General features: G+C 71.7%; 22 protein-coding genes. 2 read left to right on the top strand and 20 right to left on the bottom strand.

Features of this window, described 5'->3' with window-relative positions:
* Nucleotides 1–21 precede the first annotated feature (21 nt).
* From ACH4OW_RS04340 to pgsA, 14 genes are all read right to left on the bottom strand, one after another.
* A complete protein-coding gene (locus ACH4OW_RS04340; protein WP_398024837.1) occupies nucleotides 22–570 on the bottom strand; it encodes an adenine phosphoribosyltransferase in 549 nt (182 codons plus the stop codon).
* Complete coding sequence (gene secF / locus ACH4OW_RS04335) at nucleotides 567–1,712, bottom strand: protein translocase subunit SecF (protein WP_398024834.1); 1,146 nt, start codon at nucleotides 1,710–1,712, stop codon at nucleotides 567–569. The genes ACH4OW_RS04340 and secF overlap by 4 nt, the downstream gene beginning before the upstream one ends.
* 1 nt (nucleotide 1,713) lies before the next feature.
* On the bottom strand, nucleotides 1,714–3,489 hold the full coding sequence (secD, locus tag ACH4OW_RS04330) for a protein translocase subunit SecD (RefSeq protein WP_398024832.1): 1,776 nt from the start codon (nucleotides 3,487–3,489) through the stop codon (nucleotides 1,714–1,716).
* Nucleotides 3,490–3,637: 148 nt separating this feature from the next.
* A complete protein-coding gene (gene yajC / locus ACH4OW_RS04325) occupies nucleotides 3,638–4,174 on the bottom strand; it encodes a preprotein translocase subunit YajC (protein WP_398024831.1) in 537 nt (178 codons plus the stop codon).
* 162 nt (nucleotides 4,175–4,336) lie between these two features.
* On the bottom strand, nucleotides 4,337–5,425 hold the full coding sequence (gene ruvB, locus ACH4OW_RS04320) for a Holliday junction branch migration DNA helicase RuvB (protein ID WP_398025230.1): 1,089 nt from the start codon (nucleotides 5,423–5,425) through the stop codon (nucleotides 4,337–4,339).
* A gap of 100 nt (nucleotides 5,426–5,525) precedes the next feature.
* The gene (gene ruvA, locus ACH4OW_RS04315) at nucleotides 5,526–6,146 is read right to left on the bottom strand and encodes a Holliday junction branch migration protein RuvA (RefSeq protein ID WP_398024829.1); all 621 of its coding nucleotides are present in this window, start codon (nucleotides 6,144–6,146) and stop codon (nucleotides 5,526–5,528) included.
* On the bottom strand, nucleotides 6,143–6,763 hold the full coding sequence (ruvC, locus tag ACH4OW_RS04310; protein ID WP_398024827.1) for a crossover junction endodeoxyribonuclease RuvC: 621 nt from the start codon (nucleotides 6,761–6,763) through the stop codon (nucleotides 6,143–6,145). Before ruvC ends, ruvA begins: the two co-directional genes overlap by 4 nt.
* A gap of 151 nt (nucleotides 6,764–6,914) precedes the next feature.
* Nucleotides 6,915–7,667, bottom strand: a complete 753-nt coding sequence (locus ACH4OW_RS04305) for a YebC/PmpR family DNA-binding transcriptional regulator (RefSeq protein WP_360135757.1) — start codon at nucleotides 7,665–7,667, stop codon at nucleotides 6,915–6,917.
* 103 nt (nucleotides 7,668–7,770) lie between these two features.
* The gene (pdxT, locus tag ACH4OW_RS04300) at nucleotides 7,771–8,358 is read right to left on the bottom strand and encodes a pyridoxal 5'-phosphate synthase glutaminase subunit PdxT (protein WP_360135755.1); all 588 of its coding nucleotides are present in this window, start codon (nucleotides 8,356–8,358) and stop codon (nucleotides 7,771–7,773) included.
* Nucleotides 8,359–8,413: 55 nt separating this feature from the next.
* Entirely contained in the window at nucleotides 8,414–9,340 is a 927-nt protein-coding gene (pdxS, locus tag ACH4OW_RS04295; protein WP_398024824.1) for a pyridoxal 5'-phosphate synthase lyase subunit PdxS, read from the bottom strand.
* A gap of 152 nt (nucleotides 9,341–9,492) precedes the next feature.
* Nucleotides 9,493–10,038, bottom strand: coding sequence for a hypothetical protein (locus tag ACH4OW_RS04290; protein ID WP_360135751.1), 546 nt, complete (start codon nucleotides 10,036–10,038; stop codon nucleotides 9,493–9,495).
* Nucleotides 10,039–10,559: 521 nt separating this feature from the next.
* A complete protein-coding gene (locus ACH4OW_RS04285) occupies nucleotides 10,560–11,720 on the bottom strand; it encodes a glycosyltransferase family 4 protein (RefSeq protein WP_398024822.1) in 1,161 nt (386 codons plus the stop codon).
* The gene (locus ACH4OW_RS04280; protein WP_360135747.1) at nucleotides 11,717–12,691 is read right to left on the bottom strand and encodes a phosphatidylinositol mannoside acyltransferase; all 975 of its coding nucleotides are present in this window, start codon (nucleotides 12,689–12,691) and stop codon (nucleotides 11,717–11,719) included. The genes ACH4OW_RS04285 and ACH4OW_RS04280 overlap by 4 nt, the downstream gene beginning before the upstream one ends.
* A complete protein-coding gene (pgsA, locus tag ACH4OW_RS04275; protein ID WP_398024818.1) occupies nucleotides 12,688–13,401 on the bottom strand; it encodes a phosphatidylinositol phosphate synthase in 714 nt (237 codons plus the stop codon). The genes ACH4OW_RS04280 and pgsA overlap by 4 nt, the downstream gene beginning before the upstream one ends.
* A 218-nt stretch (nucleotides 13,402–13,619) precedes the next feature.
* Here pgsA and ACH4OW_RS04270 point away from each other — a divergent pair, with 218 nt between their 5' ends.
* On the top strand, nucleotides 13,620–15,818 hold the full coding sequence (locus ACH4OW_RS04270; RefSeq protein ID WP_398024816.1) for an elongation factor G-like protein EF-G2: 2,199 nt from the start codon (nucleotides 13,620–13,622) through the stop codon (nucleotides 15,816–15,818).
* Nucleotides 15,819–15,951: 133 nt separating this feature from the next.
* Nucleotides 15,952–17,622, top strand: coding sequence for a hypothetical protein (locus ACH4OW_RS04265; RefSeq protein WP_398024815.1), 1,671 nt, complete (start codon nucleotides 15,952–15,954; stop codon nucleotides 17,620–17,622).
* Between the two features lie 75 nt (nucleotides 17,623–17,697).
* Here ACH4OW_RS04265 and ACH4OW_RS04260 read toward each other — a convergent pair whose 3' ends face one another.
* The 6 genes from ACH4OW_RS04260 to ACH4OW_RS04235 all read right to left on the bottom strand — a co-directional run bounded on the left by ACH4OW_RS04260 (nucleotide 17,698) and on the right by ACH4OW_RS04235 (nucleotide 24,325).
* A complete protein-coding gene (locus ACH4OW_RS04260) occupies nucleotides 17,698–18,906 on the bottom strand; it encodes a YncE family protein (protein ID WP_398024813.1) in 1,209 nt (402 codons plus the stop codon).
* The gene (locus tag ACH4OW_RS04255) at nucleotides 18,906–19,718 is read right to left on the bottom strand and encodes a polysaccharide deacetylase family protein (protein ID WP_360135739.1); all 813 of its coding nucleotides are present in this window, start codon (nucleotides 19,716–19,718) and stop codon (nucleotides 18,906–18,908) included. The genes ACH4OW_RS04260 and ACH4OW_RS04255 overlap by 1 nt, the downstream gene beginning before the upstream one ends.
* Before the next feature lie 87 nt (nucleotides 19,719–19,805).
* Complete coding sequence (locus tag ACH4OW_RS04250) at nucleotides 19,806–20,363, bottom strand: HIT family protein (RefSeq protein WP_398024810.1); 558 nt, start codon at nucleotides 20,361–20,363, stop codon at nucleotides 19,806–19,808.
* An 86-nt stretch (nucleotides 20,364–20,449) separates the two neighbouring features.
* Entirely contained in the window at nucleotides 20,450–22,432 is a 1,983-nt protein-coding gene (gene thrS / locus ACH4OW_RS04245; protein WP_398024808.1) for a threonine--tRNA ligase, read from the bottom strand.
* A gap of 136 nt (nucleotides 22,433–22,568) precedes the next feature.
* Entirely contained in the window at nucleotides 22,569–23,759 is a 1,191-nt protein-coding gene (locus tag ACH4OW_RS04240) for a hypothetical protein (protein ID WP_398024806.1), read from the bottom strand.
* Entirely contained in the window at nucleotides 23,759–24,325 is a 567-nt protein-coding gene (locus tag ACH4OW_RS04235) for a DUF4365 domain-containing protein (RefSeq protein WP_360135731.1), read from the bottom strand. The genes ACH4OW_RS04240 and ACH4OW_RS04235 overlap by 1 nt, the downstream gene beginning before the upstream one ends.
* Nucleotides 24,326–24,351: the final 26 nt, after the last annotated feature.

The raw sequence follows: 24,351 nt of genomic DNA, 5'->3' as shown, positions 1-24,351 counted from the left end.
GGACGGCCCTCCCGCGCCCGCTCAGACCGTGATCAGAGCCTCCAGCGGAGCGCCCTTCAAGTCCGCCTCCAGCCGCTCCCGGCCGGCCAGGAAACCCAGCTCCAGCAGGACCGCGACACCCACGACCTCGGCCCCGGCGCGGCGGACGAGCTGTACCGACGCGTCGGCCGTGCCGCCGGTGGCCAGCACGTCGTCGATCACCAGCACCCGGTCGCCGGGCTCGAAGGCGTCGGCGTGCACCTCGACCTCGGCCGTGCCGTACTCCAGGTCGTACGCCTGGCGGAGCGTCGTGCCGGGCAGCTTGCCCGCCTTGCGTACGGGCACGAACCCGGCACCGGCCCGTACGGCCACCGGAGCGGCCAGGATGAACCCGCGCGCCTCCAGGCCCACGACCTTGTCCACGCCGTACCGCTCGCACATACCGGCGAACGCGTCGGTCAGCGCGCCGAAGGCGGCCGGGTCGGCCAGCAGCGGCGTGATGTCCTTGAAGACCACACCGGGCTTCGGGTAGTCCGGCACGTCCGCGATCCGGCCGAGCAGCAGCTCCCGCAGGCCGTCGGGGGCGCTCATCGGCGCTTGCCCGACGGACGGCCCCGGCCGCGGTCACGCGAGGCGGGCTGGCTGCGCCGACCGGCCGCGGAACTGCCGGCCGGTGCCGCGTCCTCCGCGTCCTGCGGCTCCGCCTCGCCCACGGCGTCCTGCACGGCGGTGTCCCCCTGCTCCTGCGACTCGCCCTTGGCGGCGGCCGAGGCGCGCTTGGCGCGCACCCGCTTGGCCAGCGCCTTCATCGCCGGGTCGCGCTCCTTGAGGTCGGCGACCAGCGGCGTCGCGATGAAGATCGAGGAGTAGGCACCGGCGGCGAGGCCGACGAACAGGGCGAGCGAGATGTCGTTGAGCATCCCGGCGCCGAGCACCCCACCGCCGACGAAGAGCAGCCCGGCGACCGGCAGCAGCGCCACGACCGTGGTGTTGATGGACCGCACCAGGGTCGAGTTGATGCTGCGGTTGGCCATCTCGCTGAACGTGAAGCGGGTCTGCTTCCCGATGTCCTTGGACATCTCCTTCAAGCTGTCGAAGACCACGACGGTGTCGTAGAGGGAGTAACCGAGAATCGTCAGCAGACCGATGACGGTGCCCGGGGTGACCTCGAAGCCGACCAGCGCGTACACACCGACCGTGATCGTCAGGTCGTGGATGAGCGCGATCAGGGCGGCCAGCGCCATTCTCCACTCGAAGGCGATGGCCAGGTAGATCACCACCAGGACCATGAAGACGCCCAGGCCCAGCCAGGCCTTGTTGGCGATCTCCTCACCCCAGCTGGGGCCGACGAGCTGGGTGTTGATGTCCTTGACCGGGACGTTCAGGTCCTTGGCCAGGGCCTCCTGCACCGGCAGCGACTGCTGGGTGTCCAGCTCGCTGATCTGGATGCGCAGGCCGCCGTTGCCGAGCTTCTGCACCGTGGCCTGGTGGCCCTCGGCCGCGGCCTCGGCCCGGTGCTCCGCCTCCGTGGCGGAGACGGACGTCTTCGGCGTGGTGAAGACCGCGCCGCCGGAGAACTCGATGCCCATGTTCAGGCCGCGCACCGCCAGGCCGACGATGGCCGTGATGGTGATCAGGACCGAGATGCCGTACCAGATCTTCCGCTTGCCGATGAAGTCGTAACCGACCTCACCGCGGTAGAGCCTGGCGCCGATGTTGCCGAGCTTCGACATCTCACGCCTCCTTCGTCTCGGTGGGGGCGGTGGTACGGCGGCGGCGCAGCGGCGGCTTGGCGCCCAGGCGCTTGGGGTCCAGGCCGGACCAGGGGTGGCCGTTGGCGAAGAACTTGCGCCGGGCCAGCATCGTCATCAGCGGCTTGGTGAAGAAGAAGACCACCACGACGTCGAGGAGGGTGGTCAGGCCCAGCGTGAACGCGAAGCCCTTGACCTTGCCGACGGTGACGATGAACAGCACGAACGCGGCCAGGAAGGACACGAAGTCGGAGACCAGGATCGTGCGCCGGGCCCGCGGCCAGCCGCGTTCGACGGCCGGGCGCAGCGTGCGGCCCTCGCGGATCTCGTCCCTGATGCGTTCGAAGTACACGATGAAGGAGTCGGCCGTGATACCGATGGCGACGATGGCGCCGCAGACGGCGGGCAGGTTCAGCGCGAAGCCGATGGCCGGGCCCAGCAACGTCATGATCGTGTACGTGAGGACCGCGGAGACCGCGAGGCTCGCCAGCGCGACCAGCGCCAGGCCCCGGTAGTACGCGACCAGGTAGACGATGACCAGCGCGAGGCCGATGGCGCCCGCGATCAGGCCCGCCTGGAGCTGCTCGCCGCCGAGCGCCGCGGTGACGGTGGTCTCGTCGGCGATCTTGAAGGAGAGCGGCAGGGCGCCGTAGGACAGCATGTTCGCCAGGTCCTCGGCGGTCTGCTGGGTGAAGCCGCCGGAGATGGTGGCGCTGCCGCCGTTGAGCTGCTGGCTGACCCGCGGGTCGGAGACGACCGCGCCGTCCAGCACGATGGCGAACTGGTTCTGCGGCTGGGTCTTGGTGGCCAGCTTGCCGGTGATGTCGGCGAACTTCTTGCCGCCGGCGCCGGTGAAGTCCATCTGGACGATCCAGCCCTGGCCCTGCTGGCTGTCGAAGACCGCGGAGGCGTCCTTGACGTCGGTGCCCTCGACGGCGACCGGGCCCAGCACGTACTTCTGCGAACCGTCGTCCTTGCAGGCCACGACCGGCTCGCTCGGCTTGACGCCGGCGGCCTTCTCGCCGGCCTCGGCGCGCGACTGCTTGGTGGAGCAGTCCAGGTCGGCGAGCTGCTTCTGCAGCGCGGCCGGGATCTCGTCGGCGCTCGCGGAGGGCTGCGGCGACGGGCTGCCGCTCGGCGAGGGCGAGGTGCTGCCGGAGGCCGTCGGCGTGTCGGCCGGGCCCTTCTTGAGGGCGCTGGTCACGGCGCGGCCCTGGGTGGTGGAGCTCGCGGACGGCTTCGTGGAGGGCTTGTCGTCCTTCTTGCCGTCGTCACCCTTCTTGCCGTCGCCGCCCTTGCTGCTGCTCGCGGAGGGGCTGGGGCTCGGGGTCGTCGACGGCGTCTTGGTGCCGGCGGTGGTGGTCAGCACCGGCCGGAAGCCGAGCTGAGCGGTGGTACCGACCTGCTGGCGGGCCTGCTTCGCGTCCGTCCCCTTGGGGATGTTGACGACGATGTGGTTGGTGCCCTGGGTCTGGACCTCGGCCTCGGACACACCGAGGCCGTTGACCCGCCGCTCCATGATGCCCGCGGCGGTGTTCATGTTGGTCTCGTTGATCGCGTTGGGCTTGCCGGGCTGGTTGCGGGCCTCCAGCGTGAAGCTGGTGCCGCCCGCGAGGTCGATGCCCAGCCGGGGCGTCGACGTGCCGGAGATGAACATCCCTCCGACCAGCGCCACCATGGCGATCAAGATCAGGACCAGGGTACGCCCCGGCCTTCCCTGGCCCCCAGGAGACCTGCGGCCCTTTTTCGGTGCTGCCACCTTCTCGTATCTCCCTGTCCAACCACCCGGCCTGGTGCTGCCGAGCGGCCACGAAGTGTAGTGGGGACGTGCCCCCGCCGGAGCCTAGACCGTCCCGGAACCGCGGTGCACCGTCTGGGAGGTGCTCCGCGGTTCCGTCGGGGGGCGGCTACTTCGCGTCGGCGCCGCCGTCCTTCTTGTCGGCCTTGACGTCCTTGTCGGCCTGCGCGGCGCTCGCGGCGTCGTCGTCCTTGGCGTCCTCGGCGTCCTTGACGTCGGCCGCGGTGGCGCCGGCGTCGGCCTTGCCGAGGTCGGTCTTCGGCGACTTCTCCAGGTTCGCGGGCTGGTCGGCCTGCTCGGCCGGGGCGGCGTCCGCGGTCAGCGAGGAGGCGTCGTCCGGAACGACCGCGCCGTCCTTCGCCTCGGCACCGTCGAGGATGCGGTTGTACTCCTCGTCCTGGAGGACCGCGCCGACCGCGTTCTTGGCGTAGAGGGCGTGCACGCCGGGGGCGACCTCAAGGAGAACGGTCTCGTCGTGGATCTCCTTGACGGTGGCGTACATGCCCCCAATCGTCCGGATGCCGGTGCCGGGCTGCATCTCGTTGCGCATCTGCTGCGCCGCCTGCTGCTTCTTCTTCGCAGACCGGGTCATCAGGAACATGGCCCCGATGAGGACGATGAAGGGGAGGAGAGTCACGATACTCACGGGACGGAAATCCTTCGCACGACCGCAACTCGGCGGTCTGATATACGGGGGTGGGAATGCCGGACCATACGGTCGGCATCGGCGGAGTCTAAGCGAGTCCGCACCGGTGGAACAACGCCCAGCATGGCACCGCAGTTCCTGACCCGGCGAGTCCCCGCGCCGTCACGCCCCGAAGAGCCCCTGCTGTCCGCCGCCCGGGGCCTGCGGCCGGGGCGGTGTGAGGCCCAGGTGGGCCCACGCCGCCGGGGTGGCGATCCGGCCGCGGGGCGTACGGGCCAGCAGCCCTTCCCGTACGAGGAACGGCTCGGCCACCTCCTCCACCGTCTCGCGCTCCTCCCCCACGGCCACCGCCAGCGTGGACAGGCCCACCGGGCCGCCGCCGAACAGCTTGAGCAGCGCGGTGAGCACCGCGCGGTCGAGGCGGTCCAGACCGCGGCCGTCGACCTCGTAGACGTCCAGGGCCTGCGAGGCGATCTCACGGGTGATCACGCCGTCGGCCTTGACCTGCGCGTAGTCGCGGACGCGGCGCAGCAGCCGGTTGGCGATGCGCGGGGTGCCGCGGGAGCGTCCGGCGATCTCCGCGGCGCCGTCGGCTTCTATGTGCACGTCGAGCAGCCCGGCGGAGCGGTGGATGACGCGTTCCAGTTCGCCCGGAGCGTAGAACTCCATGTGGCCGGTGAAGCCGAAGCGGTCGCGCAGCGGCGGCGGCAGCAGGCCGGCCCGGGTGGTGGCGCCGACCAGGGTGAAGGGCGGCAGCTCCAGGGGGATGGCGGTGGCGCCGGGGCCCTTGCCGACGATGACGTCGACGCGGAAGTCCTCCATGGCCATGTAGAGCATTTCCTCGGCGGGCCGGGACATCCGGTGGATCTCGTCGAGGAAGAGCACCTCGCCCTCCTGGAGGGAGGACAGGATCGCCGCCAGGTCGCCGGCGTGCTGGATGGCGGGGCCCGAGGTGATGCGGATCGGGGCGCCCATCTCGGCGGCGATGATCATGGAGAGGGTGGTCTTGCCCAGGCCGGGAGCGCCGGAGAGCAGGACGTGGTCGGCCGTGGCGCCGCGGGCGCGGGCCGCGCGCAGCACCAGGTCGAGCTGCTCGCGCACCCGCTCCTGGCCCACGAACTCCTCCAGGTCCTTGGGCCGCAGCGCGGCCTCGACCGCGGTGTCCTCGCCGTCCGCGTCGGGCCCGACCAGCCGGTCGGCCGTGCCGCCCGGCCGGTCGCCCGCGGTCTCGGTGGGCTCGTCCCAGTTCACTGCGTCCTGCCTCACGTGGTCGTATCGGCGCTACCGGCCGACGTCGCGTCGTGCTTCTTACGGGGGTGGCCGACGGCGCCGGCCCGGGCTCGCACCGGGCTCACCGGGCCCGGTTCAGCGTCTGCAGGGCGGCCTTGAGCAGCTGCGACACCTGCGGCGCGCCGCCCTCGGCGACGGCCGCCTCGGCCTGCGGCGCGACCGCGGACACCGCCTCGTCGGCCTCCCGGGTCGCGTACCCGAGGCCGATCAGCGCGGCGTGCAGCTGGTCGCCCCACCCGGCCGTCACGGCACTGCCGACGCCCGCGCCGCCCGTGCCGACGGGCGCCCCGAGCCGGTCCTTCAGCTCCAGCAGGAGCTTCTGGGCGCCCTTCTTGCCGATGCCGGGCACGGCCGTGAGCGTCTTCTCGTCGCCGTTGGCAACGGCGAGGCGCAGCGTGTCCGGGGAGTGCACCGCGAGCATGGCCTGCGCCAGCCGCGGCCCCACCCCGCTGGCGGTTTGCAGCAGCTCGAACGTCTGCCGCTCGTCGTCGTCGGCGAAGCCGTACAGGGTCAGCGAATCCTCCCGTACGACGAGGGAGGTGGCCAGCTTGGCCTGCTGGCCGACGCGCAGCCCGGACAGGGTGCCCGGGGTGCACTGCACGGCCATGCCGACACCGCCGACCTCCACGACGGCGGTGTCCGGTGCCAGGGCCGCGACCGGGCCGGAGACGAAGGCGATCATCGGGTGGTGCCCTTCTGGGGTGCCCCGGGCCGCGGCCCGGGTGCCGTTGCGGGAGTACGTCGGACGGGGGCGGGGCGGGCGCGGGCGGCCGCCGAGGCTTGCTGGAGGCGGTTGGCGGCGTGCGCCTGCTGGAGCCGGTTGACCGCGGGGGCGCGCCAGATGTGGCAGATGGCCAGTGCCAGCGCGTCCGCCGCGTCGGCCGGCTTGGGCGGGGCGTCCAGCCTGAGCAGGCGGGTGACCATCGCGCCGACCTGCGCCTTGTCCGCGCGGCCCGAACCGGTCACGGCGGCCTTGACCTCGCTGGGGGTGTGCAGCGCCACGGGCAGGCCGCGGCGCGCCGCGCACAGCATGGCGACCGCGCTGGCCTGCGCGGTGCCCATGACCGTACGGACGTTGTGCTGGCTGAAGACCCGCTCGACGGCGACGCAGTCGGGCCGCTGCTCGTCGAGCCACTGCTCGATGCCGCGCTCGATGAGCACCAGGCGGTGCGCGACGTCCGCGTCGGCGGGCGTCCGCACGACGCCGACGGCGGCCATCGTCAGCGGGCGGCCCGCGACGCCGTCGACCACGCCGACACCGCAGCGCGTCAGCCCCGGGTCCACCCCCAGCACCTTCATCGGCCGCTCCCCACTTCTCCCCTTGGCCCACTGCCGTGTCCGGGGCTCGAACCCCTGACCAGCACAGTATCGGCCGCCACTGACAACGCAGGACGGGCCGGCGGGGTGTGTCCCCGCCGGCCCGTCCGCTGCCGGAACAGTCGACCGTCCGTCAGGCGTCGACCTTGGCCATGACCTCGTCGGACACGTCGAAGTTGGCGAAGACGTTCTGCACGTCGTCGCTGTCCTCCAGCGCGTCGACCAGCTTGAAGATCTTGCGCGCGCCCTCTTCGTCCAGCTCGACCTGCATGGTCGGCACGAAGTTGGTGTCGGCCGAGTCGTAGTCGATGCCCTCCTTCTGGAGAGCGGTGCGGACCGCGACCAGGTCGGTGGCCTCGCTGAGCACCTCGAAGGACTCACCGAGGTCGTTGACCTCCTCGGCACCCGCGTCCAGGACCGCGCCGAGCACGTCGTCCTCGGACAGCTCGCCCTTGGGGACGATCACCACGCCCTTGCGGTTGAACAGGTACGAGACCGAACCCGGGTCGGCCATCGAACCGCCGTTGCGGGTCATGGCGACGCGGACGTCGGAGGCGGCGCGGTTGCGGTTGTCGGTGAGGCACTCGATGAGCACCGCGACACCGTTGGGGCCGTAACCCTCGTACATGATCGTCTCGTAGTCGGCGCCGCCGGCCTCCAGGCCCGCGCCGCGCTTGACCGCGGAGTCGATGTTCTTGTTCGGCACCGAGCTCTTCTTCGCCTTCTGGATGGCGTCGAAGAGGGTCGGGTTGCCCTCGACGTCGGCGCCGCCGGTGCGGGCCGCGACCTCGATGTTCTTGATCAGCTTCGCGAAGAGCTTGCCGCGCTTGGCGTCGATCACGGCCTTCTTGTGCTTCGTCGTAGCCCATTTAGAGTGGCCGGACATCCGCCTGTCTCCTTCGCGTAACCAGATTGAGAAACGAACGCCACAGATCCTACCGGGACGGGATCGGGCCGCCGCACACACGGCGGCCGACCCGCGGCGGGCCCTAAGCGCCGCGCACCATGCCGACGAAGTACGCGTGCACCCGGTGGTCGCCGGTGAGTTCCGGATGGAAGGACGTGGCGAGGACGTTACCTTGCCGGACGGCCACCGTGTGCCCGTCGTACGTCGCCAGTATCTCGGCGGCGGCGCCCGTCGACTCGACCCAGGGCGCCCGGATGAAGACGCCCTGCACCGGCCCGCCCCCGATCCCCGCGACCTCCACCGCCGCCTCGAAGGACTCGTTCTGCCGCCCGAAGGCGTTACGGCGCACGATCATGTCGATGCCGCCCAGCGTCTCCTGGTCGGCGCGCCCGTCCAGCAGCTTGTCGGCCAGCATGATCATGCCGGCGCAGGTGCCGTAGACCGGCTTGCCCGAGCGCACGAAGGCGCGCAGCGGCTCCAGCATGCCGAAGACGACCGCCAGCTTCGACATGGTCGTCGACTCGCCGCCCGGTATGACCAGGCCGTCCAAATCGTCCAGTTCCTCGGGCCGGCGAACCGGCCTGGCCAGGGCGTCCGCCGTGGCCAGCGCCGTCAGGTGCTCGCGCACATCGCCCTGGAGGGCCAGCACGCCGATGGTGGGGGTACTCATCCGTCCGTCGTTCTCCCGCTCGCCGTCTTCGCGCCCTCGGCGCCCGTCCGCCCGCTCACCAGCCGCGGTTGGCGTACCGCTCCGCCTCGGGGAGGGTGTCGCAGTTGATGCCGACCATGGCCTCGCCCAGGTTGCGGGAGACGTCGGCGACGACCTTCGGGTCGTCGTAGAAGGTGGTGGCCTTCACGATGGCGGCGGCGCGCTTCGCCGGGTCGCCCGACTTGAAGATGCCGGAGCCGACGAAGACGCCCTCGGCACCGAGCTGGCGCATCAGCGCGGCGTCGGCCGGAGTGGCCACGCCACCCGCGGAGAACAGCACGACCGGCAGCTTGCCCAGCTCGGCGACCTCCTTGACCAGCTCGTACGGGGCGCGCAGCTCCTTCGCGGCGGCGAACAGCTCGTTGTTGTCACAGCCGCGCAGCTTCGCGATCTCGCCCTTGATCTGACGCAGGTGCCGCACCGCCTCGACGACGTTGCCGGTACCGGCCTCGCCCTTGGAACGGATCATGGCCGCGCCCTCGGCGATCCGGCGCAGGGCCTCGCCCAGGTTGGTGGCGCCGCACACGAAGGGCGTGGTGAAGGCCCACTTGTCGGAGTGGTTGACCTCGTCGGCCGGGGTGAGCACCTCGGACTCGTCGATGTAGTCGACACCGAGCGACTGGAGCACCTGGGCCTCGACGAAGTGGCCGATCCGGGACTTGGCCATCACCGGGATGGAGACCGCGTCGATGATGCCGTCGATCATGTCCGGGTCGGACATACGGGCCACGCCGCCGTCCTTGCGGATGTCCGCGGGGACCCGCTCCAGGGCCATCACCGCCACCGCGCCGGCGTCCTCGGCGATCTTCGCTTCCTCCGGCGTGACGACGTCCATGATCACGCCGCCCTTGAGCTGCTCGGCCATGCCGCGCTTGACCCTGGCGGTGCCGGTCTCGGGGTTCCCGGCGGTGGTGGCAGACGTGGCGTTGGGCGTGCTGAACACGGTATGACCTCACTAAGTGCAGGCGGATGGACTCCGCCGCCCACACAACCGTTCGCACCGGTCCGCTGAAAAGGGCCAATCACAAGGCGGTGGCTCGTGGGGCGCGGCCGGCCGCGCCCGGCCCCGGCCCGGCCGCGGGTCTACGGGTGCGCTCAGTGCCCGGCCGCGCGGTCGCCGAGGACGGCCGGAGGCTCGTCGTCCATCTCGAAGGCCATCGGGAACGGCGCGTGACCCGCGAGACGGAACCAGCGCACCACCCGGTGACGGCGGACGGCGCGGGCCGCCCGTACGGAGTCGTTGTGGAAACGCCGCGCCATCGGGACGCGCCGCACCGCCGCCGTCAGCTCCGCGGCCGTCTGCTCCCCGCCCGGCGCCTCCCGTACGGCTTCGAGCTGCCCCACGTCGTCGAAGACCGCCCGCAGCGCCTGGCTCAGGCCGCTCTCGGCGACCTCCCGCTGCTCCTCCGCCGCCTGGCGCGCCTCGTGCGCCGCCTCGTACAGGACGATCGAGGCGGCGGGGTCGAGCACGCCCGACGTCCCCAGTTCCTGGGCCACCGAGGCCCGGCGCAAAAGCTGCGCGTCCAGCGCCGCGCGGGCCGCGTCGATGCGGGCGTGCAGACGGTCCAGGCGCCCCGCGGTCCAGCTCAGGTAGACGCCGATGAGGACGAGGGCGGCGGCGATCCAGATGAAAGTGGTCACGCGGGGTCACGTTACCGGCTTGGCGCCGGGTGCCGTTCGCGCCTTCTGGTGCGCCTGGTTGGGGGTGCGCGTCTTGCGCGACAGGCCCGGTGGGTAGGGGGTCGGGGCCACTCCGGGGTCACTCCTCGGCACCGTTAACGCATCGTGTCCTGATTTCGGCAACCTGTGCCGCCCGGCTGTCCTGCGGGGAGACCCCGGAGCGGCCCCGACCCCCGGCTGTAGGGCGGCTATCCCGCCGTGGGGGCTAGGCAAGCCCCCCCGCCAGGCGTCTTTTTCCCCCCACCGGCCGGGAGTCGCTGAACTCACCTGAGGGGACGCGTAGGGGGCCATCCCCGCAGGACAGCCGGGCGGCACAGGCTACCGATTTCGGCAACGTGGAGTTAACGGTGCCGTGGGGGCACCCCCGGCCGAAGGCTGGGGGAGAGTTGGCCCCCTGCGCGGCCCCGCCCCCGAGCGCGCAGCGCGAGGCAGGCCAACCCCGTCCGGGGTGAACCCGCCGAAAACCGCGCGCGTAGCGCGCATCAGTCGCGCGCCAACCCCCACCGCGCCCGCAACCCCGTCCGCTCGTCGGTGGCGACCATGGCCGCCCCGTCGGTGACGGTTTCGTAGACGGCCAGGATGTCCGCGCCGACCGTGGACCAGTCGAAGCGGCGGACGTGGCGGCTGCCGCGTTCCCGTAGCTCCGCGAGACGCGCGGGGTCGCCGAGCAGCCGGACGGCCGCGGCGGCGAGCGCGTCCGCGTCCTCGTTGGCGAACAGTTCTCCCGCCTCGCCCTGGTCCAGTACCTGCGCGAACGCGTCGAGGTCGCTGGCCAGCACGGGTGCCCCCGCCGACATCGCCTCGACGAGGATGATGCCGAACGACTCGCCGCCGGTGTTGGGGGCGACGTAGAGGTCAACGCTGCGCAGCAGCCTGGCCTTGTCCTCGTCGCTGACCATGCCGAGGAACTCCACCCGGGAGCGCAGTGCGGCGGGCAGTTCCGCGACGGCTTCCTCTTCGTCGCCGCGGCCGGCGACCAGCAGCCGGGCGTCGGGGACGGCGGCGAGGATCTGGGGCAGGGCGCGCATCAGGACGGGCAGGCCCTTGCGGGGTTCGTCGATGCGGCCGATGAAGCCGATCGTGTGGCCCTGCCATTCGTCCTTGGGCGCGGCGTCGGCGAAGAAGTCGACGTCGACGCCGTTGGGGATGACGACCGCGTCGCCGCCGAGGTGTTCGACCAGGGTGCGCCGGGCGTATTCGCTCACCGCGATCCGCGCGCTGATTTTTTCCAGCGCGGGCTGCAGGATCGGATACGCGGCGATCATGAATCGGGAGCGCGGGTTGGAGGTGTGGAAGGTGGCCACGATCGGGCCCTGCGCGGCCCAGCAGGCGAGCAGGCCGACCGACGGTGTGCCGGGTTCGTGGATGTGGATGACGTCGAAGGCGCCGTCGTGCAGCCAGCGGCGGACGCGGGCCGCGGACAGGAAGCCGAAGTTGAGCCGGGCAACCGAACCGTTGTACGGCACGGGTACGGCACGTCCGGCGGAGACGACGTACGGCGGCAGTGGTGTCTCGTCGTCCGCCGGGGCGAGTACGGACACCTCGTGGCCGAGCCGGATGAGGTGTTCGGCCAGGTCCCGGATGTGGAACTGGACGCCGCCCGGGACGTCCCAGGAGTACGGGCAGACGATCCCGATCCTCAAGGCTGCTCCGTTCGCGGGGCGCCGGCGCGGGGCGCGGCGGTGCTCGGGGCGGGGTCGCGCGGCTCCAGGTCACCGAGCCACAGGCGTTGCAGCATGTGCCAGTCCTCCGGGTGGTCGGCGATGCCGGAGGCGAAGGCGTCGGCCAGTTCCTGCGTCATCGTGGCGGCCTTCTCGGCGCGGGTGCCGGTCTGCGGCACCTCGATCTCCGGGTGTACCCGTCCGCGCATGACGGGGCTCTCGTCGTACCACAGGGTGACCGGCAGGAGCATCGCGCCGGTCTGTACCGCGAGCATCGCCGGTCCGGCCGGCATCTTCGCTGCCTCGCCGAAGAACTTCACTTCGATGCCGGAGGCGGACAGGTCCCGGTCGGCGACCAGGCAGACCAGGCCGCCGGCGCGCAGCCGCCGGGCGAGGGTGCCGAAGGCGGCGCCGCCGGTGTGCGGCAGTACCTCCATGCCGAGGCCTTCGCGGTAGGCGACGAACCGGTCGTAGAGCGTCTCGGGCTTGAGGCGTTCGGCGACGGTGGTGAAGGGCACGCCCAGTTTGGTGGTGACCCAGGCGCCCGCGAGGTCGTAGTTGCCCATGTGCGGCAGGGCGAGGATCACGCCGCGGCCGCTTTTGAGGCCGTCTTCCAGGTGGTGGACGTCGGCCGGCGCGAAGCCGCCCTTTATGCGCTCCTTGCTCCAGGCGGGGAGCCGGAAGGACTCCATCCAGTAGCGCAGGTAGGAGCGCATTCCGGCGCGGGAGAGCTGGGCCAGGCGCTGCGGTGTGGCGTCCGGTACGACGCGCGCGAGGTTGGCCTCCAGGCGCAGGACGCCCTTGCCGCGCCGTTTCCAGACCGCGTCGGCGATCCGCCGGCCGAGGGCCTTGGCGGCCGGCTCGGGCAGTTTTTTCACCGCGCTCCAGCCCAGGGCGTATGCCCCGTCGGTGAGCTTTTCGCGGTCGATGGTCGTGCGAGTGACGCGCTTCACGCGCTGTTCCCCCCTTGAGCGATGGCGTCGGCCTCGGCGGACTCCCGGCGTACGGTCACCACGCGCTGGGCGAGGGTGACCGCGCTGCCGACGGCGACCACCCACAGGGCGATCGGCAGCAGGTACTGGACGCCGGGGACGCCGAACGCGTGCAGTCCCGCGAGGCCGGCGGCGACCAGCGTGATGACGAGCCGCTCGGCCCGCTCCACCAGTCCGTTGACGTTCACCGGCAGCCCGATGCTCTCGCCGCGGGCCTTGGTGTACGAGACCACCTGCCCGCTGGCCAGGCAGAAGATCGCCACCGCGCAGAGCCACAGGCTGTCGCCGGCTCCCGCGTACCAGAGCGCCAGCCCGCCGAAGATCGCGGAGTCCGCGACCCGGTCGAGCGTGGAGTCCAGGAAGGCCCCCCAGCGGCTGGACCGGCCCAGCTGCCGCGCCATGTTGCCGTCCACCAGGTCCGAGAACACGAACAGGGTGATGACGATCGTGCCCCAGAAGAACTCGCCGAGCGGGAAGAAGACCAGGGCACCCGCCACCACACCCCCCGTGCCGACGAGGGTGACCGCGTCCGGGCTGACGCCGAGACGGATGAGCAGGGCGGCGAATGGCGTGAGGACACGCGTGAAGAAAGCACGCGCGTACGTGTTCAGCATGGCCTTCCCGGAGGTCGATACGGGCCGCGCGGTCAATGGGGCCACCGGCTGGCCCATCGTAGCCAGGCGGCACCCGCGTACCGCGAACGCACCACGGCCCGGAGCACGACCCGTGACCGGCCAAGACGTCGCCGTCGCAGCCGTCACGGGGCCGCGGCCGGTGCGCCGCCGCGCCCGGCGGGATCCCTGATCGCCCCTTGTGCGATGTATGGACGCGCCATGACCAGGGTGGAAAGCTCGAAACACCGCAAAGTGTCGACCGGGAGGCGAGACACATGGGCGAGAAGTCGAGGACACATCCAGGAGCCGCCGGCAGGGCAGCGTCGGCCGACCAGCCCACGTCCCTGAGGAATGTGGTGCTGGTCGGCCACAGTGGCGCGGGGAAGACGACGCTGGTGGAGGCGCTCGCGCTGGCGACCGGCGCGGTCAACCGGGCGGGCCGGGTCGAGGACGGCGGCTGCCTGTCGGACTACGACGAGATCGAACACCGGCAGCAGAGGTCGGTGCAGCTGTCCCTGGTCCCCGTCGACTGGTGCGGCATCAAGATCAACGTATTGGACACACCCGGCTACGCCGACTTCGTCGGGGAGCTGAGGGCCGGTCTGCGGGCAGCGGACGCGGCCCTCTTCGTCGTCTCGGCGGCGGACGGCGTGGACGGCGCGACCCGCATGGTCTGGGACGAGTGCGCCGCGGTCGGCATGCCCCGCGCGCTGGTCGTCACGCACCTGGAGGCGGCCCGCGCCGACTTCGACCAGATGACCCGGCTGTGCGGCAGCGCCCTGGGTGGCGACGACCCCGACGCCGTACTCCCCCTGTACCTGCCGCTGTACGGCGCGGCGGGCGCCGACGGGCACGCGCCGGTGCACGGGCTGATCGGCCTGCTCACCCAGCGGGTCTTCGACTACTCCTCCGGCGAACGCGTCGAGCGCGCGCCGGAAGCCGGCGAGCTGCCGCTGATCGAGGAGGCCCGCAACCGGCTCATCGAGGGCATCATCGCCGAGAGCGAGGACGAGTCCCTCATGGACCGCTACCTCGCCGGCGAGGACATCGACGTGAAAACGCTCATCGGTGACCTGGAGACGGCGGTCGCGCGCGGCACCTTCCACCCCGTGCTCGCCGCCGCGCCCGCCGCCGAGGGCGCCCGGCAGGGCCTGGGCACCGTGGAGCTGCTGGACCTGATCGCCCGCGGCTTCCCCACCCCCGCCGAGCGCGAGGCCCCCGCGGTCACCACCCCTGACGGCAAGCCCCGCCCCCCGCTGACCTGCGACCCGGCGGGCCCGCTGGTCGCCGAGGTGGTCAAGACCTCCTCCGACCCGTACGTGGGCCGGCTCTCGCTGGTACGGGTCTTCTCCGGCACCCTGCGCCCGGACGAGATCGTGCACGTTTCCGGGCACGGCCTGACGGACCGCGGCCACGAGGACCACGACGTGGACGAGCGGATCGGCGCGCTGTCCGCCCCGTTCGGCAAGGTGCAGCGCTCGCTGTCCCAGGCCATCGCCGGCGACCTGGCCTGTGTGGCGAAGCTGACCCGCGCCGAGACCGGCGACACCCTCTCCGACCGGGACGCGCCGCTCCTGATGGAGCCCTGGACGATGCCGGACCCGCTGCTGCCGGTCGCCATCCAGGCGCACAGCAAGGCCGACGAGGACAAGCTCTCCCAGGGCCTGTCCCGCCTCGTCGCCGAGGACCCGACGATGCGCCTGGAGCACAACCAGGACACCCACCAGGTCGTGCTGTGGTGCCTGGGCGAGGCCCATGTGGACGTGGGGCTGGAACGGCTGCGCTCCCGCTACGGCGTGCAGGTCGACACCGTGCCGTACAAGGTCTCGCTGCGGGAGACCTTCGGCGGCAAGGCGGCCGGCCGGGGGCGGCACGTGAAGCAGTCCGGCGGCCACGGCCAGTACGCGATCTGCGAGATCGAGGTGGAGCCGCTGCCCGGCGGCAGCGGCATCGAGTTCGTGGACAAGGTCGTGGGCGGGGCGGTGCCCCGGCAGTTCATCCCGTCCGTCGAGAAGGGCGTACGGGCCCAGGCGGCCCGCGGCGTGGCCGCCGGGTATCCGCTGGTCGACGTCCGGGTCACGCTGCTGGACGGCAAGGCCCACTCGGTGGACTCCTCCGACGCCGCGTTCCAGACGGCGGGGGCGCTCGCGCTGCGCGAGGCCGCCGTCGACGCCCGTATCCACCTCCTGGAGCCGGTCGCCGAGGTGACCGTACTGGTTCCGGACGACTTCGTCGGCGCGGTCATGAGCGACCTGTCGGGGCGGCGCGGCCGGGTGGTGGGCACCGAGCAGGCGGGCCACGGCCGCACCCTGGTACGGGCCGAGGTGCCGGAGATCGAGATCGGCCGGTACGCCGTCGACCTGCGCTCCCTCTCGCACGGCACCGGCCGGTTCCACCGCGCCTACGCACGGCACGAACCGATGCCGCCGCAGCTCGCCGCGAAGATCCGCGAACAGGAGGAGAACGGTTCCTGAGCTGGCGCCTGCCGCCGGCCGCCCACCTCGGCACTCCCGGGGCGGGCGCCGGCGGTAGGCTGTGATCGCAGCTCAGAAGGTGTGCGACCGACGGTAGTTGGGAAGAAGGCCGCAGCAGCGGATGTGTGCGGCGATGGGGGCGGCAGTGGCAGCAGACGGCTTCGACTTCAGTCCCGGGGCGCAGGTCCCGCTGTCCGGTGGCGCCGGGCAGACCGCGGCCACCCAGGCGCTGGCCTCGGCGGCGTACCGCGACAACCCCCTCGCGGAGATCGCCAAGGCCGACTCCGCCACCGCCAAGTCGACGATCAAACCACCCAAACTCTCCCTGTTCGAACCGAATCTGGGCGAGGCGTTCTCCCGCGCACTGCAACTGCGGATGCTCGGCGGTGCCCGCGGCGCGCTCATCCAGTCCTTCGGCATCGAACCGCAGACGGTCGTCGAGCACTGCCTGGCCGCCAGCCGCATCCGCAAGATCCGGGACGTCAAACTGACCGTCCTCATGCTGGTGTTCGGGCTGCTGTTCCTGCCCGGCGTGCTGCTGTGGCTGGGCGCCTTCCAGCTCAAGAAGCTGCTGTCCAGAGCCAAGGGCACCGGCACCTCGGCGCTGGGCGTGGCGCTGCTGCTCGCCGTCGCCGCCATCGCCGTGCTGTTCCTGGTCAAACTGCCGTTCACCGGCTTCTGGTCGGTGTACCTGCGTGCCATGGTCGTCGTCCCGGTGATCGGCTGGTGGTGGGCGAAGCGGATCAGCGAGACCACCGCCAAGGACCTGCGGGACGCCTGGAAGGGCCTGCTCGAAGGCGGCGGCGTGGGCGCCAAGATCCCGGAGGCGGTCCCCCGCGACCCGAACGAGACCGCCGCCGAGCAGATGCGCCAGAGCCTGGCCAAGCTCACCGCCGAGCAGAACAGCAACGTCGCCTTCTACGCCGGGCCCAACGGCATACTCGGCATGGGCACCCGCTGGGGCAGCTGGCAGATGGCCGAGGAGCTGCGGCCCGCCGAAGAGGGCGGCGAGATCAACCCCTTCCGCAGCTACGACGTCATCCGCGTCATCCACGACCGGCTGCGCCTGCTGGAGCGCAGCCCCCTGCACACGGGCGGCTTCAAGCAGCCCCCTTCCGTACGCCACTGGATCGTGGTGCCGGTCGGCGAGAAGGCCGGCTCGGTCTCCCGCCCCGAGGGCACGGACGTGGAAGCCTTCCAGGTCCGCGGCCACGAGATAGAGCGGATCTGCAACGAGCAGCAGTTCGGCGCCGGCAGCCGGCACTATCTCGGCGTCCAGTTCGTGCTGTGGGACGGGCAGCTGGTGATAACCCTGCTGATCACCGTCACCGTGCTGCACGAGACGCTGCGCGTGGAGGTCACCGGACACGCCCTCGGCCCGGTGAACCCGCTGTTCACCTCCAAGCCCGCGCCGAAGTCCAAGAGCGTCTCCAAGACGGTCAAGTTCTGGGAGACGAAGTCCGTGAGCCTGCCGCTCGTCGACGCGAGCGAGGTGGTGCGGCTCGCCGCCCGCGCCCCGCTGACGTGGTTCCCCGGCTTCCTGGAGTTCCTCGGCGGGAAGCTGACCCTGCCCGAGCCGTTCGGCCTGCGGCACGCCTGGGCCGACAAGCCCTGGCGGCACCGTTTCATGGCCGACGACGCGCTGCGCGCCGCGACGCCGGTGCTGCGCGTGGTGCACGCCGCCGCCCTGAGCGTGCTCAAGGAGAACGGGGTGGACACCGCGCGCTTCGACAGCCGTTCGCTGGTGCTCAGCGGCATGGTGCAGAGCGCGGAGCCGCGCAAGGCGGACGAGTACAACGCGTAGCCGCCGGACGGCGCGGGCCGGGGGTCTTCCGGGTCCGCGCCGCCGCGCCGTTGTGCCGCTGTGCCGCTGTGCCGTCTACCGGAAGATCCCCGTGTGCCCCAGTGAGTAGCGCCCCGGCTGCGGGTAGACCGCCAGGCCGTGCGGGCCCTCACCCACCGGGATCTTCGCGAGGGTCTTCCCGGTACGCGTGTCCAGCGCGTAGACCTCGGAGTTGTAGCGGCCGGACAGCCACAGCACCTTGCCGTCGGCGGAGACCCCGCCCATGTCGGGACTGCCGCCCCCGGGGATGTGCCACTTGTCCACCAGCTTGCCGCTCTTGAAGTCGAGCAGGGACACTGAACCCTCGCCCCGGTTGGAGATGTACATCGTCTTGGAGTCGCGGCTGACGTAGAGCCCGTGGGCCCCCTTGCCGGTCGGCATCAGCCGGGGCTTCTCGAACGTGTCGCCGTTCAGCACCCACATGCCGTCGGCCATCATGTCCGCGATGTACCAGGTCTTCCCGTCGGGTGACATCTTCACGTCCTGCGGCATCGCTCCCCTGAACGGCAGTTTCTGCTGCCCGACGACTTTCATTTTCGCGGTGTCGACCTTCAGCAGCTCGGCCGAGAACTCGCAGGAGACGATGAAGTACCTGCCGTCCGCCGAGAAGTCCGCGTGGTTGACGCCCGCGCAGGTCACCGGCACGGTCTTGCGCACCTCCATGGTCTTGGGGTCGCGGAAGACCAGCTCCTTGTCCATCGAGGCCATCACGACCGCGTACTTGCCGTCGGGCGTGAAGTAGAGGTTGTACGGGTCGTGCACGTCGACCGGCTTGCCCGGCCTGCCGTTCGCCGGGTTGATCGGGGTCAGGTCGTGACCGCGGTTGTTGTTCACCCACAGCGTCTTCATGTCCCAGGACGGGACGACGTGCTGCGGCTGCACCCCCACCGGGATGGTCTCGACGACCTTGTACGTCTTCGGGTCGATGACGCTGACCGTGTCGGAGCCGGTGTTCGGCACGTACACGCGCGAGGGGAAGTCCTTGACGTGCGGCGCGAGCTTGTCGGGGCGGTCCGCCGCGTACACGTCGTGCTCGTCCAGCACCGGCGGCATGCCCGGCAGTCCCGGCTTGGCGGCCTTCGCGGGCGAGGCCGGGGGCGAGGACGCCCCGGCGCCGCCGTCGGCGGCCTTCTTCCCGCCGCCACCGCAGCCCGCCGCCACCAGGGCGCAGGCGACGGCCAGCACCGCGGCCCGCCGGCCGGGGCGGGCGCGCTTCGAATCTTGCATACGGGTCCGGTCAGCCATCAGGTCACAAGCTCCGTTGTCGTCACCGCGCGCAGTCCGCGCCGGTGCAGGCCGTCGAGGATCGGGGGCAGCGCGGCAACGGTGCCGGGGTGCCCGAGGTGCAGACTCACGATGGATCCCGCGCGGGCCCCGTCCAGCACGGTGCGCTGGACCGCGGGGGCGCCCGGATCGTCCGCGTCGAGGGAGTCGACGTCGTAGGAGAGGACGTGCGGATAGCCGGCTCTGCGGGCCAGCCGGGTCACCAGCTCGGTGGCGTACTGCGTACGGGAGGGGCGGAACCAGCTGCCGATCGTGCCGGTCAGCTTCCGCAGCCGCTCGGCGCACCCGCTGATCTCGGCGTACGCCTCTTCGGCAGGCAGTGCGCAGATGTCGAGGTGGCGCAGGGTGTGGTTGCCCAGTTCGTGGCCGCCGTCGAGGATGCGGCGGGCCAGCTGCGGCTGCTCGTCGAGCCAGCTGCCGACGGCCAGCACGGTCACCCTGGCCCCGGCCCGCTCGGCCTCGCCGAGCAGCGCGGTGGCCGTTCCGGCGTCGCCCTGGCCGTGGAAGGTGAGGGCGACGGCGGTGCCGCGCCGCGGGCCGTGCTGGATCTGTACGGGCAGGCCGGGCGCGCGGGTGGGCGGGCGGGCGGCGCGGGCGGCGCCCGAGGCGGCGGGGCCGCCCGGCGGCGGGCCGGTCCCGCCCGGCCGCGGGGAGCCGGAGGCCCGTACGGAGGCGGTGTCCGTACGGGCTGTCCCGCACCCCGACGCGAGCGCGCCGGCGGCCGCGGCCGAGGCGGCGGCGCGCAGCACGGAGCGGCGATGCAGACAAGTCACCTCACCATTAGAGGGCAACCCGTCCGATTTTCGCCGATTTATCCGATTTACCGAAGGGTGTGTCTCGGCCGCCCCCCGGCACGGCCACTACTGCGGCCAGGCGTCCGCCAGCATCTTCCGGGTGTCGGCGAGCAGCTGCGGAAGCACCTTCGTCTGCCCCACCACCGGCATGAAGTTGGTGTCGCCACCCCACCGCGGCACCACGTGCTGATGCAGGTGGGCGGCGATGCCGGCGCCCGCGGTCGAGCCCTGGTTCATGCCGATGTTGAAGCCGTGCGCGCCGGAGGCGGCCCGCAGCGTGGCCATCGCCCGCTTGGTGAACTCGGCCAGCTCGGCGGTCTCCGGACCGTCCAGCTCGGTGTAGTCGGCGACGTGCCGGAACGGCACGACCATCAGATGGCCACCGTTGTACGGATAGAGGTTGAGCACCGCGTACACGTGCTCGCCGCGGGCGATCACCAGCCCGTCCTCATCCGACTTGGCCGGAATCGTGCAGAAGGGGCAGCCGTCCTCGGCGCCCGGTCCGGACGGTTTGTTCTCCCCCTGGATGTACGCCATCCGGTGGGGCGTCCACAGTCGCTGGAAGGCGTCCTGTGTCCCGACTCCGATCTGCTGCTCCGGCTCACTCGTCATGCGGGCCAGCATATTCCCCGGCCTGGGCCGGAATGCGGCGAGGGGCGGTCCAGGACCGGGACCGCCCCTCGCCTCGCCCCGCGCGTGCGGGGCCCGTCTCACACCTGGATGCGGCGCTCCACCGCGTCCAGGATCTCGGCGATCGCCTGTGCCTTCGGGATGCCGTTCTTCTGCGACCCGTCGCGGTAGCGGAAGGACACCGCGCCGTTGGCCACGTCCTCGTCACCCGCGATGATCATGTACGGGACCTTGCTGCGCTGCGCGTTGCGGATCTTCTTCTGCATCCGGTCCGAGGAAGCGTCCACGTCGATCCGCAGCCCCCGCTCCTTCGCCTCGGCGGCGAACTCCTGGAGGTACGGGACGTGGTCGTCGCCGATCGGGATGCCGGTCGCCTGCACGGGGGCCAGCCACACCGGGAACGCGCCCGCGTAGTGCTCCAGCAGCACCGCGAAGAAGCGCTCGATGGAGCCGAACAGCGCGCGGTGGATCATGACGGGCTGCTGCTTGGAGCCGTCGGCCGCGGTGTACTCCAGGCCGAAGCGCTTGGGCTGCTGGAAGTCGACCTGGATGGTCGACATCTGCCAGGACCGGCCGATGGCGTCCCGCGCCTGCACGGAGATCTTGGGACCGTAGTAGGCGGCGCCGCCCGGGTCGGGGACCAGCGGCAGGCCCTGCTTCTCGGCCGCCTGGCGCAGCGCCTCGGTGGCCTCCTCCCACTCCGCGTCCTCGCCGATGAACTTGTCCGACTCGGGGTCGCGGGTGGACAGCTCCAGCTCGAAGTCGTCCAGGCCGTAGTCGCGCAGCAGGTCCAGCACGAAGGTCAGCAGCGAGTCCAGCTCGTCCGCCATCTGCTCCTTGGTGCAGTAGATGTGCGAGTCGTCCTGGGTGAAGCCGCGGGCCCGGGTCATGCCGTGCACCACGCCGGACTTCTCGTAGCGGTAGACCGTGCCGAACTCGAAGAGGCGCAGCGGCAGTTCGCGGTACGAGCGGCCGCGCGCCTTGAAGATCAGGTTGTGCATGGGGCAGTTCATCGCCTTGAGGCGGTAGTTCTGCCCGTCGAACTCCAGCGGCGGGAACATCGCGTCGGCGTAGTTCGGCAGGTGCCCCGAGGTCTCGAAGAGACCTTCCTTCGAAATGTGCGGGGTGTTGACGAACTCGTAGTCCGCGGCCTCGTGGCGGCGCCGCGAGTAGTTCTCCATCTCCCGGCGGATGATGCCGCCCTTGGGGTGGAAGACGGCGAGGCCGGAGCCCAGCTCCTCCGGGATGGAGAACAGGTCCAGCTCGGCGCCCAGCTTGCGGTGGTCGCGCTTCTCGGCCTCGGCGAGGAACTCCAGGTACGCCTTGAGCTCGTCCTTGGTCGGCCACGCGGTGCCGTAGATGCGCTGGAGCTGCTTGTTCTTCTCGCTGCCGCGCCAGTAGGCGGCGGCCGAGCGCATCAGCTTGAAGGCGGGGATGACGCGGGTGGTCGGCAGGTGGGGGCCGCGGCACAGGTCCTTCCACGTCAGCTCGCCGCTCTTGGCGTCGAGGTTGTCGTAGATGGTCAGCTCGCCGGCGCCGACCTCGGCGGACGCGCCCTCGGCGGCCTCGGCGGCGGAGCCCTTGAGGCCGATCAGCTCCAGCTTGTACGGCTCGCCGGCCAGCTCGGCGCGGGCGTCGTCGTCGCTCACCGGGCGCCGGGAGAACTTCTGCCCGCGCTTCTGGATCTCCTGCATCTTCTTCTCGATGCGCTTGAGGTCCTCGGGGGTGAACGGGGTCTCGACGTCGAAGTCGTAGTAGAAGCCGTCCTTGATGGGCGGGCCGATGCCGAGCTTGGCCTCCGGGAACAGCTCCTGGACGGCCTGCGCCATCACGTGCGCGGTGGAGTGGCGCAGGATGTCCAGGCCGTCCTGGCTGGTGATCTCGACGGGCTCGACCTCGTCGCCCTCGGCGAGCTCGTACGCCAGGTCCTTGAGCTGCCCGGCGACGCGGGCCGCGACGACGGAGCGCTCGCCCTGGAAGAGGTCGGCGGCCGTAGTGCCCGTGGTCACCACACGTTCTTCCCGCTCGGAATCGCGTTGGATGGCCACACGGACGTCTGACACCGGTCTCTCCTGACTCATGTCTCCTGCGCGTCAGCGATTGCTGCGCAGCCGAATCGTACCGAGCCACCGGTCTTCCTCGCGAAACGGTCGGCGCGGCCGCTCCCCCGGTCCGGCCGCTCCCCCGCCCCCGTGCCCGTCACTCCCCCGGCAGCGGCCCCCCGCACGCCTCCTCGAAGAAGTCCAGGTTTTCCTGGAGCGACTTCAGCAGCCGGTCCCGTTCGGCCTCGTCGACCTGGACGGGGGTGACGTCCGACGCGCCGGTGATGCGGCGGAAGCCGCCCCGGCTCTCCAGCCGGCCGCTGACCCGGATCGGCAGGCCGACCAGGTGGGCGTGTCCGGCGATGCGGTAGTCCTCCTCGTCGAGCGCGACCCGTACCTGTACGACGTCGGCCCCGGCCAGCACCCGCAGCCGGACCGCGCCGGGGCCGCCGGGCCGCTCGCGCCGCATCCGGACCACCGCGCCGGTCACCCGTACCGGCAGCGACGGCTCGCCGCGTACGTAGCGCTGGGCGGCCTGCTGGAGCGCCGGCAGGTCGCCGGGCGAGAACTCGACCGGTTCGGGGCGGGCGGCGAAGCCGGGCGGCGGGCCGGCCCCCGGCGACCACTCGACCGAGATCCGTACTCCCTCCGCCTCCCGGACCAGCGAGATCAGCGCCTCCGCCAGTTCGTGGCAGACGCCCAGTTCCACGGCCGCGTCGAACGCCTCCATGCCGCCGGTCGCCCGCTGGTAGTCGGTGGCGTCGCGGGTGGCGTGCAGCGCGCGCTGGAGCCCGGCGACGGCCGCGCGGCCCGCCGACACCGGGACGTACGCGGTCAGCCGCCGCCCGGCGGGCGCGGGCCCGACCAGCACGTCCGCCATGAACGCCTCGGCCTTGCGCTTGTGTCGCGCCCCGTAGAAGCCCGCCCGGCAGTACGTGCCGAGCGCGCCCGCCATCAGCATCGACCGCGCCGCCGTACGCAGCTGTTCCTGCGCCACCCACGGTGTGCCGCCCGGTCCGCCGTCCGGGACCTCGCGTTCCCAGCGCACCTCGTCGCTGGGCACCGCGAGCCCCGCCAGCACCTCGCGGGCGGACGGCGCGGCACTGTGCGCGAGGGCGGCCAGTGCCTCCGCGAGCAGGTCGGTGCTGTCCGGGAACGTCCTGGTCTGCGGTACGAGCAGGCTGGTGCCCCCCGCGGCGCCGCCTGGCGGTGTCCAGCGCGCGTAGTGTCCGGCGGCGCCGCCCCTGCGCCGCCAGCCGTGCCGCGCCAGCAGGGCGCCGAGCACCGCGGGGTCGAGCTGCGCGGGGTCCGGCAGCCTGAATTCGTACTCGTCGGTCGGCCGGTGCATCACGGTCTCCCTCCCGCCCCGACCCGCGTCATGATCTCGCGGAGCGCGCGGTCGTCGAAGATCCGCGTGGTCGGGATCCGCACGTTGGTCCGGTTCCTGCCGGTCACCTCATGGCCGGCCAGGTTGATCCAGTAACAGCTGTGGCGCAGTTCGAGGCGGTCGTGGTCCGCCCGCAGCCAGTCCTCGGGGGTACGCGGCACCAGCATCACGACCAGGATCTTGTGCACCGCGACGGGCGTACGCGCCAGCTTTCTCAGGTGGTCGTTGTCCAGGGTGAAGGGGAAGCTCGGCCCCGGCGGCCTGGGGGCGACCTGGTACGTGCATTTCAACTGCACCTTGATGGTCACTTCGTCGTCGACGGCATGGCCGGGCGCGCCGTGGCTGACGTGCCAGTCGATGCCGTTGTCGGGGAAGGGCTGGGCCAGCGAGCAGCCCGATGCGGCGGCCACCGCGTGAAGATAGCCCACCTGGAGCGTTTCCATACAGGCCGTGGTGGCAAGCGCGCCACGCGGCGGAGCGGTCCGCCCGGGCACCAGTCCTCCCGGTTCGGGCTGCGCGAGCGTCATCGCTCAAGTGCCTTCCGGGACGCGTC

It is taken from the genome of Streptomyces sp. NPDC017056 (assembly GCF_044332485.1).
Classification (GTDB): domain Bacteria; phylum Actinomycetota; class Actinomycetes; order Streptomycetales; family Streptomycetaceae; genus Streptomyces.
This window is presented reverse-complemented; position numbering and strand designations above follow the sequence as displayed.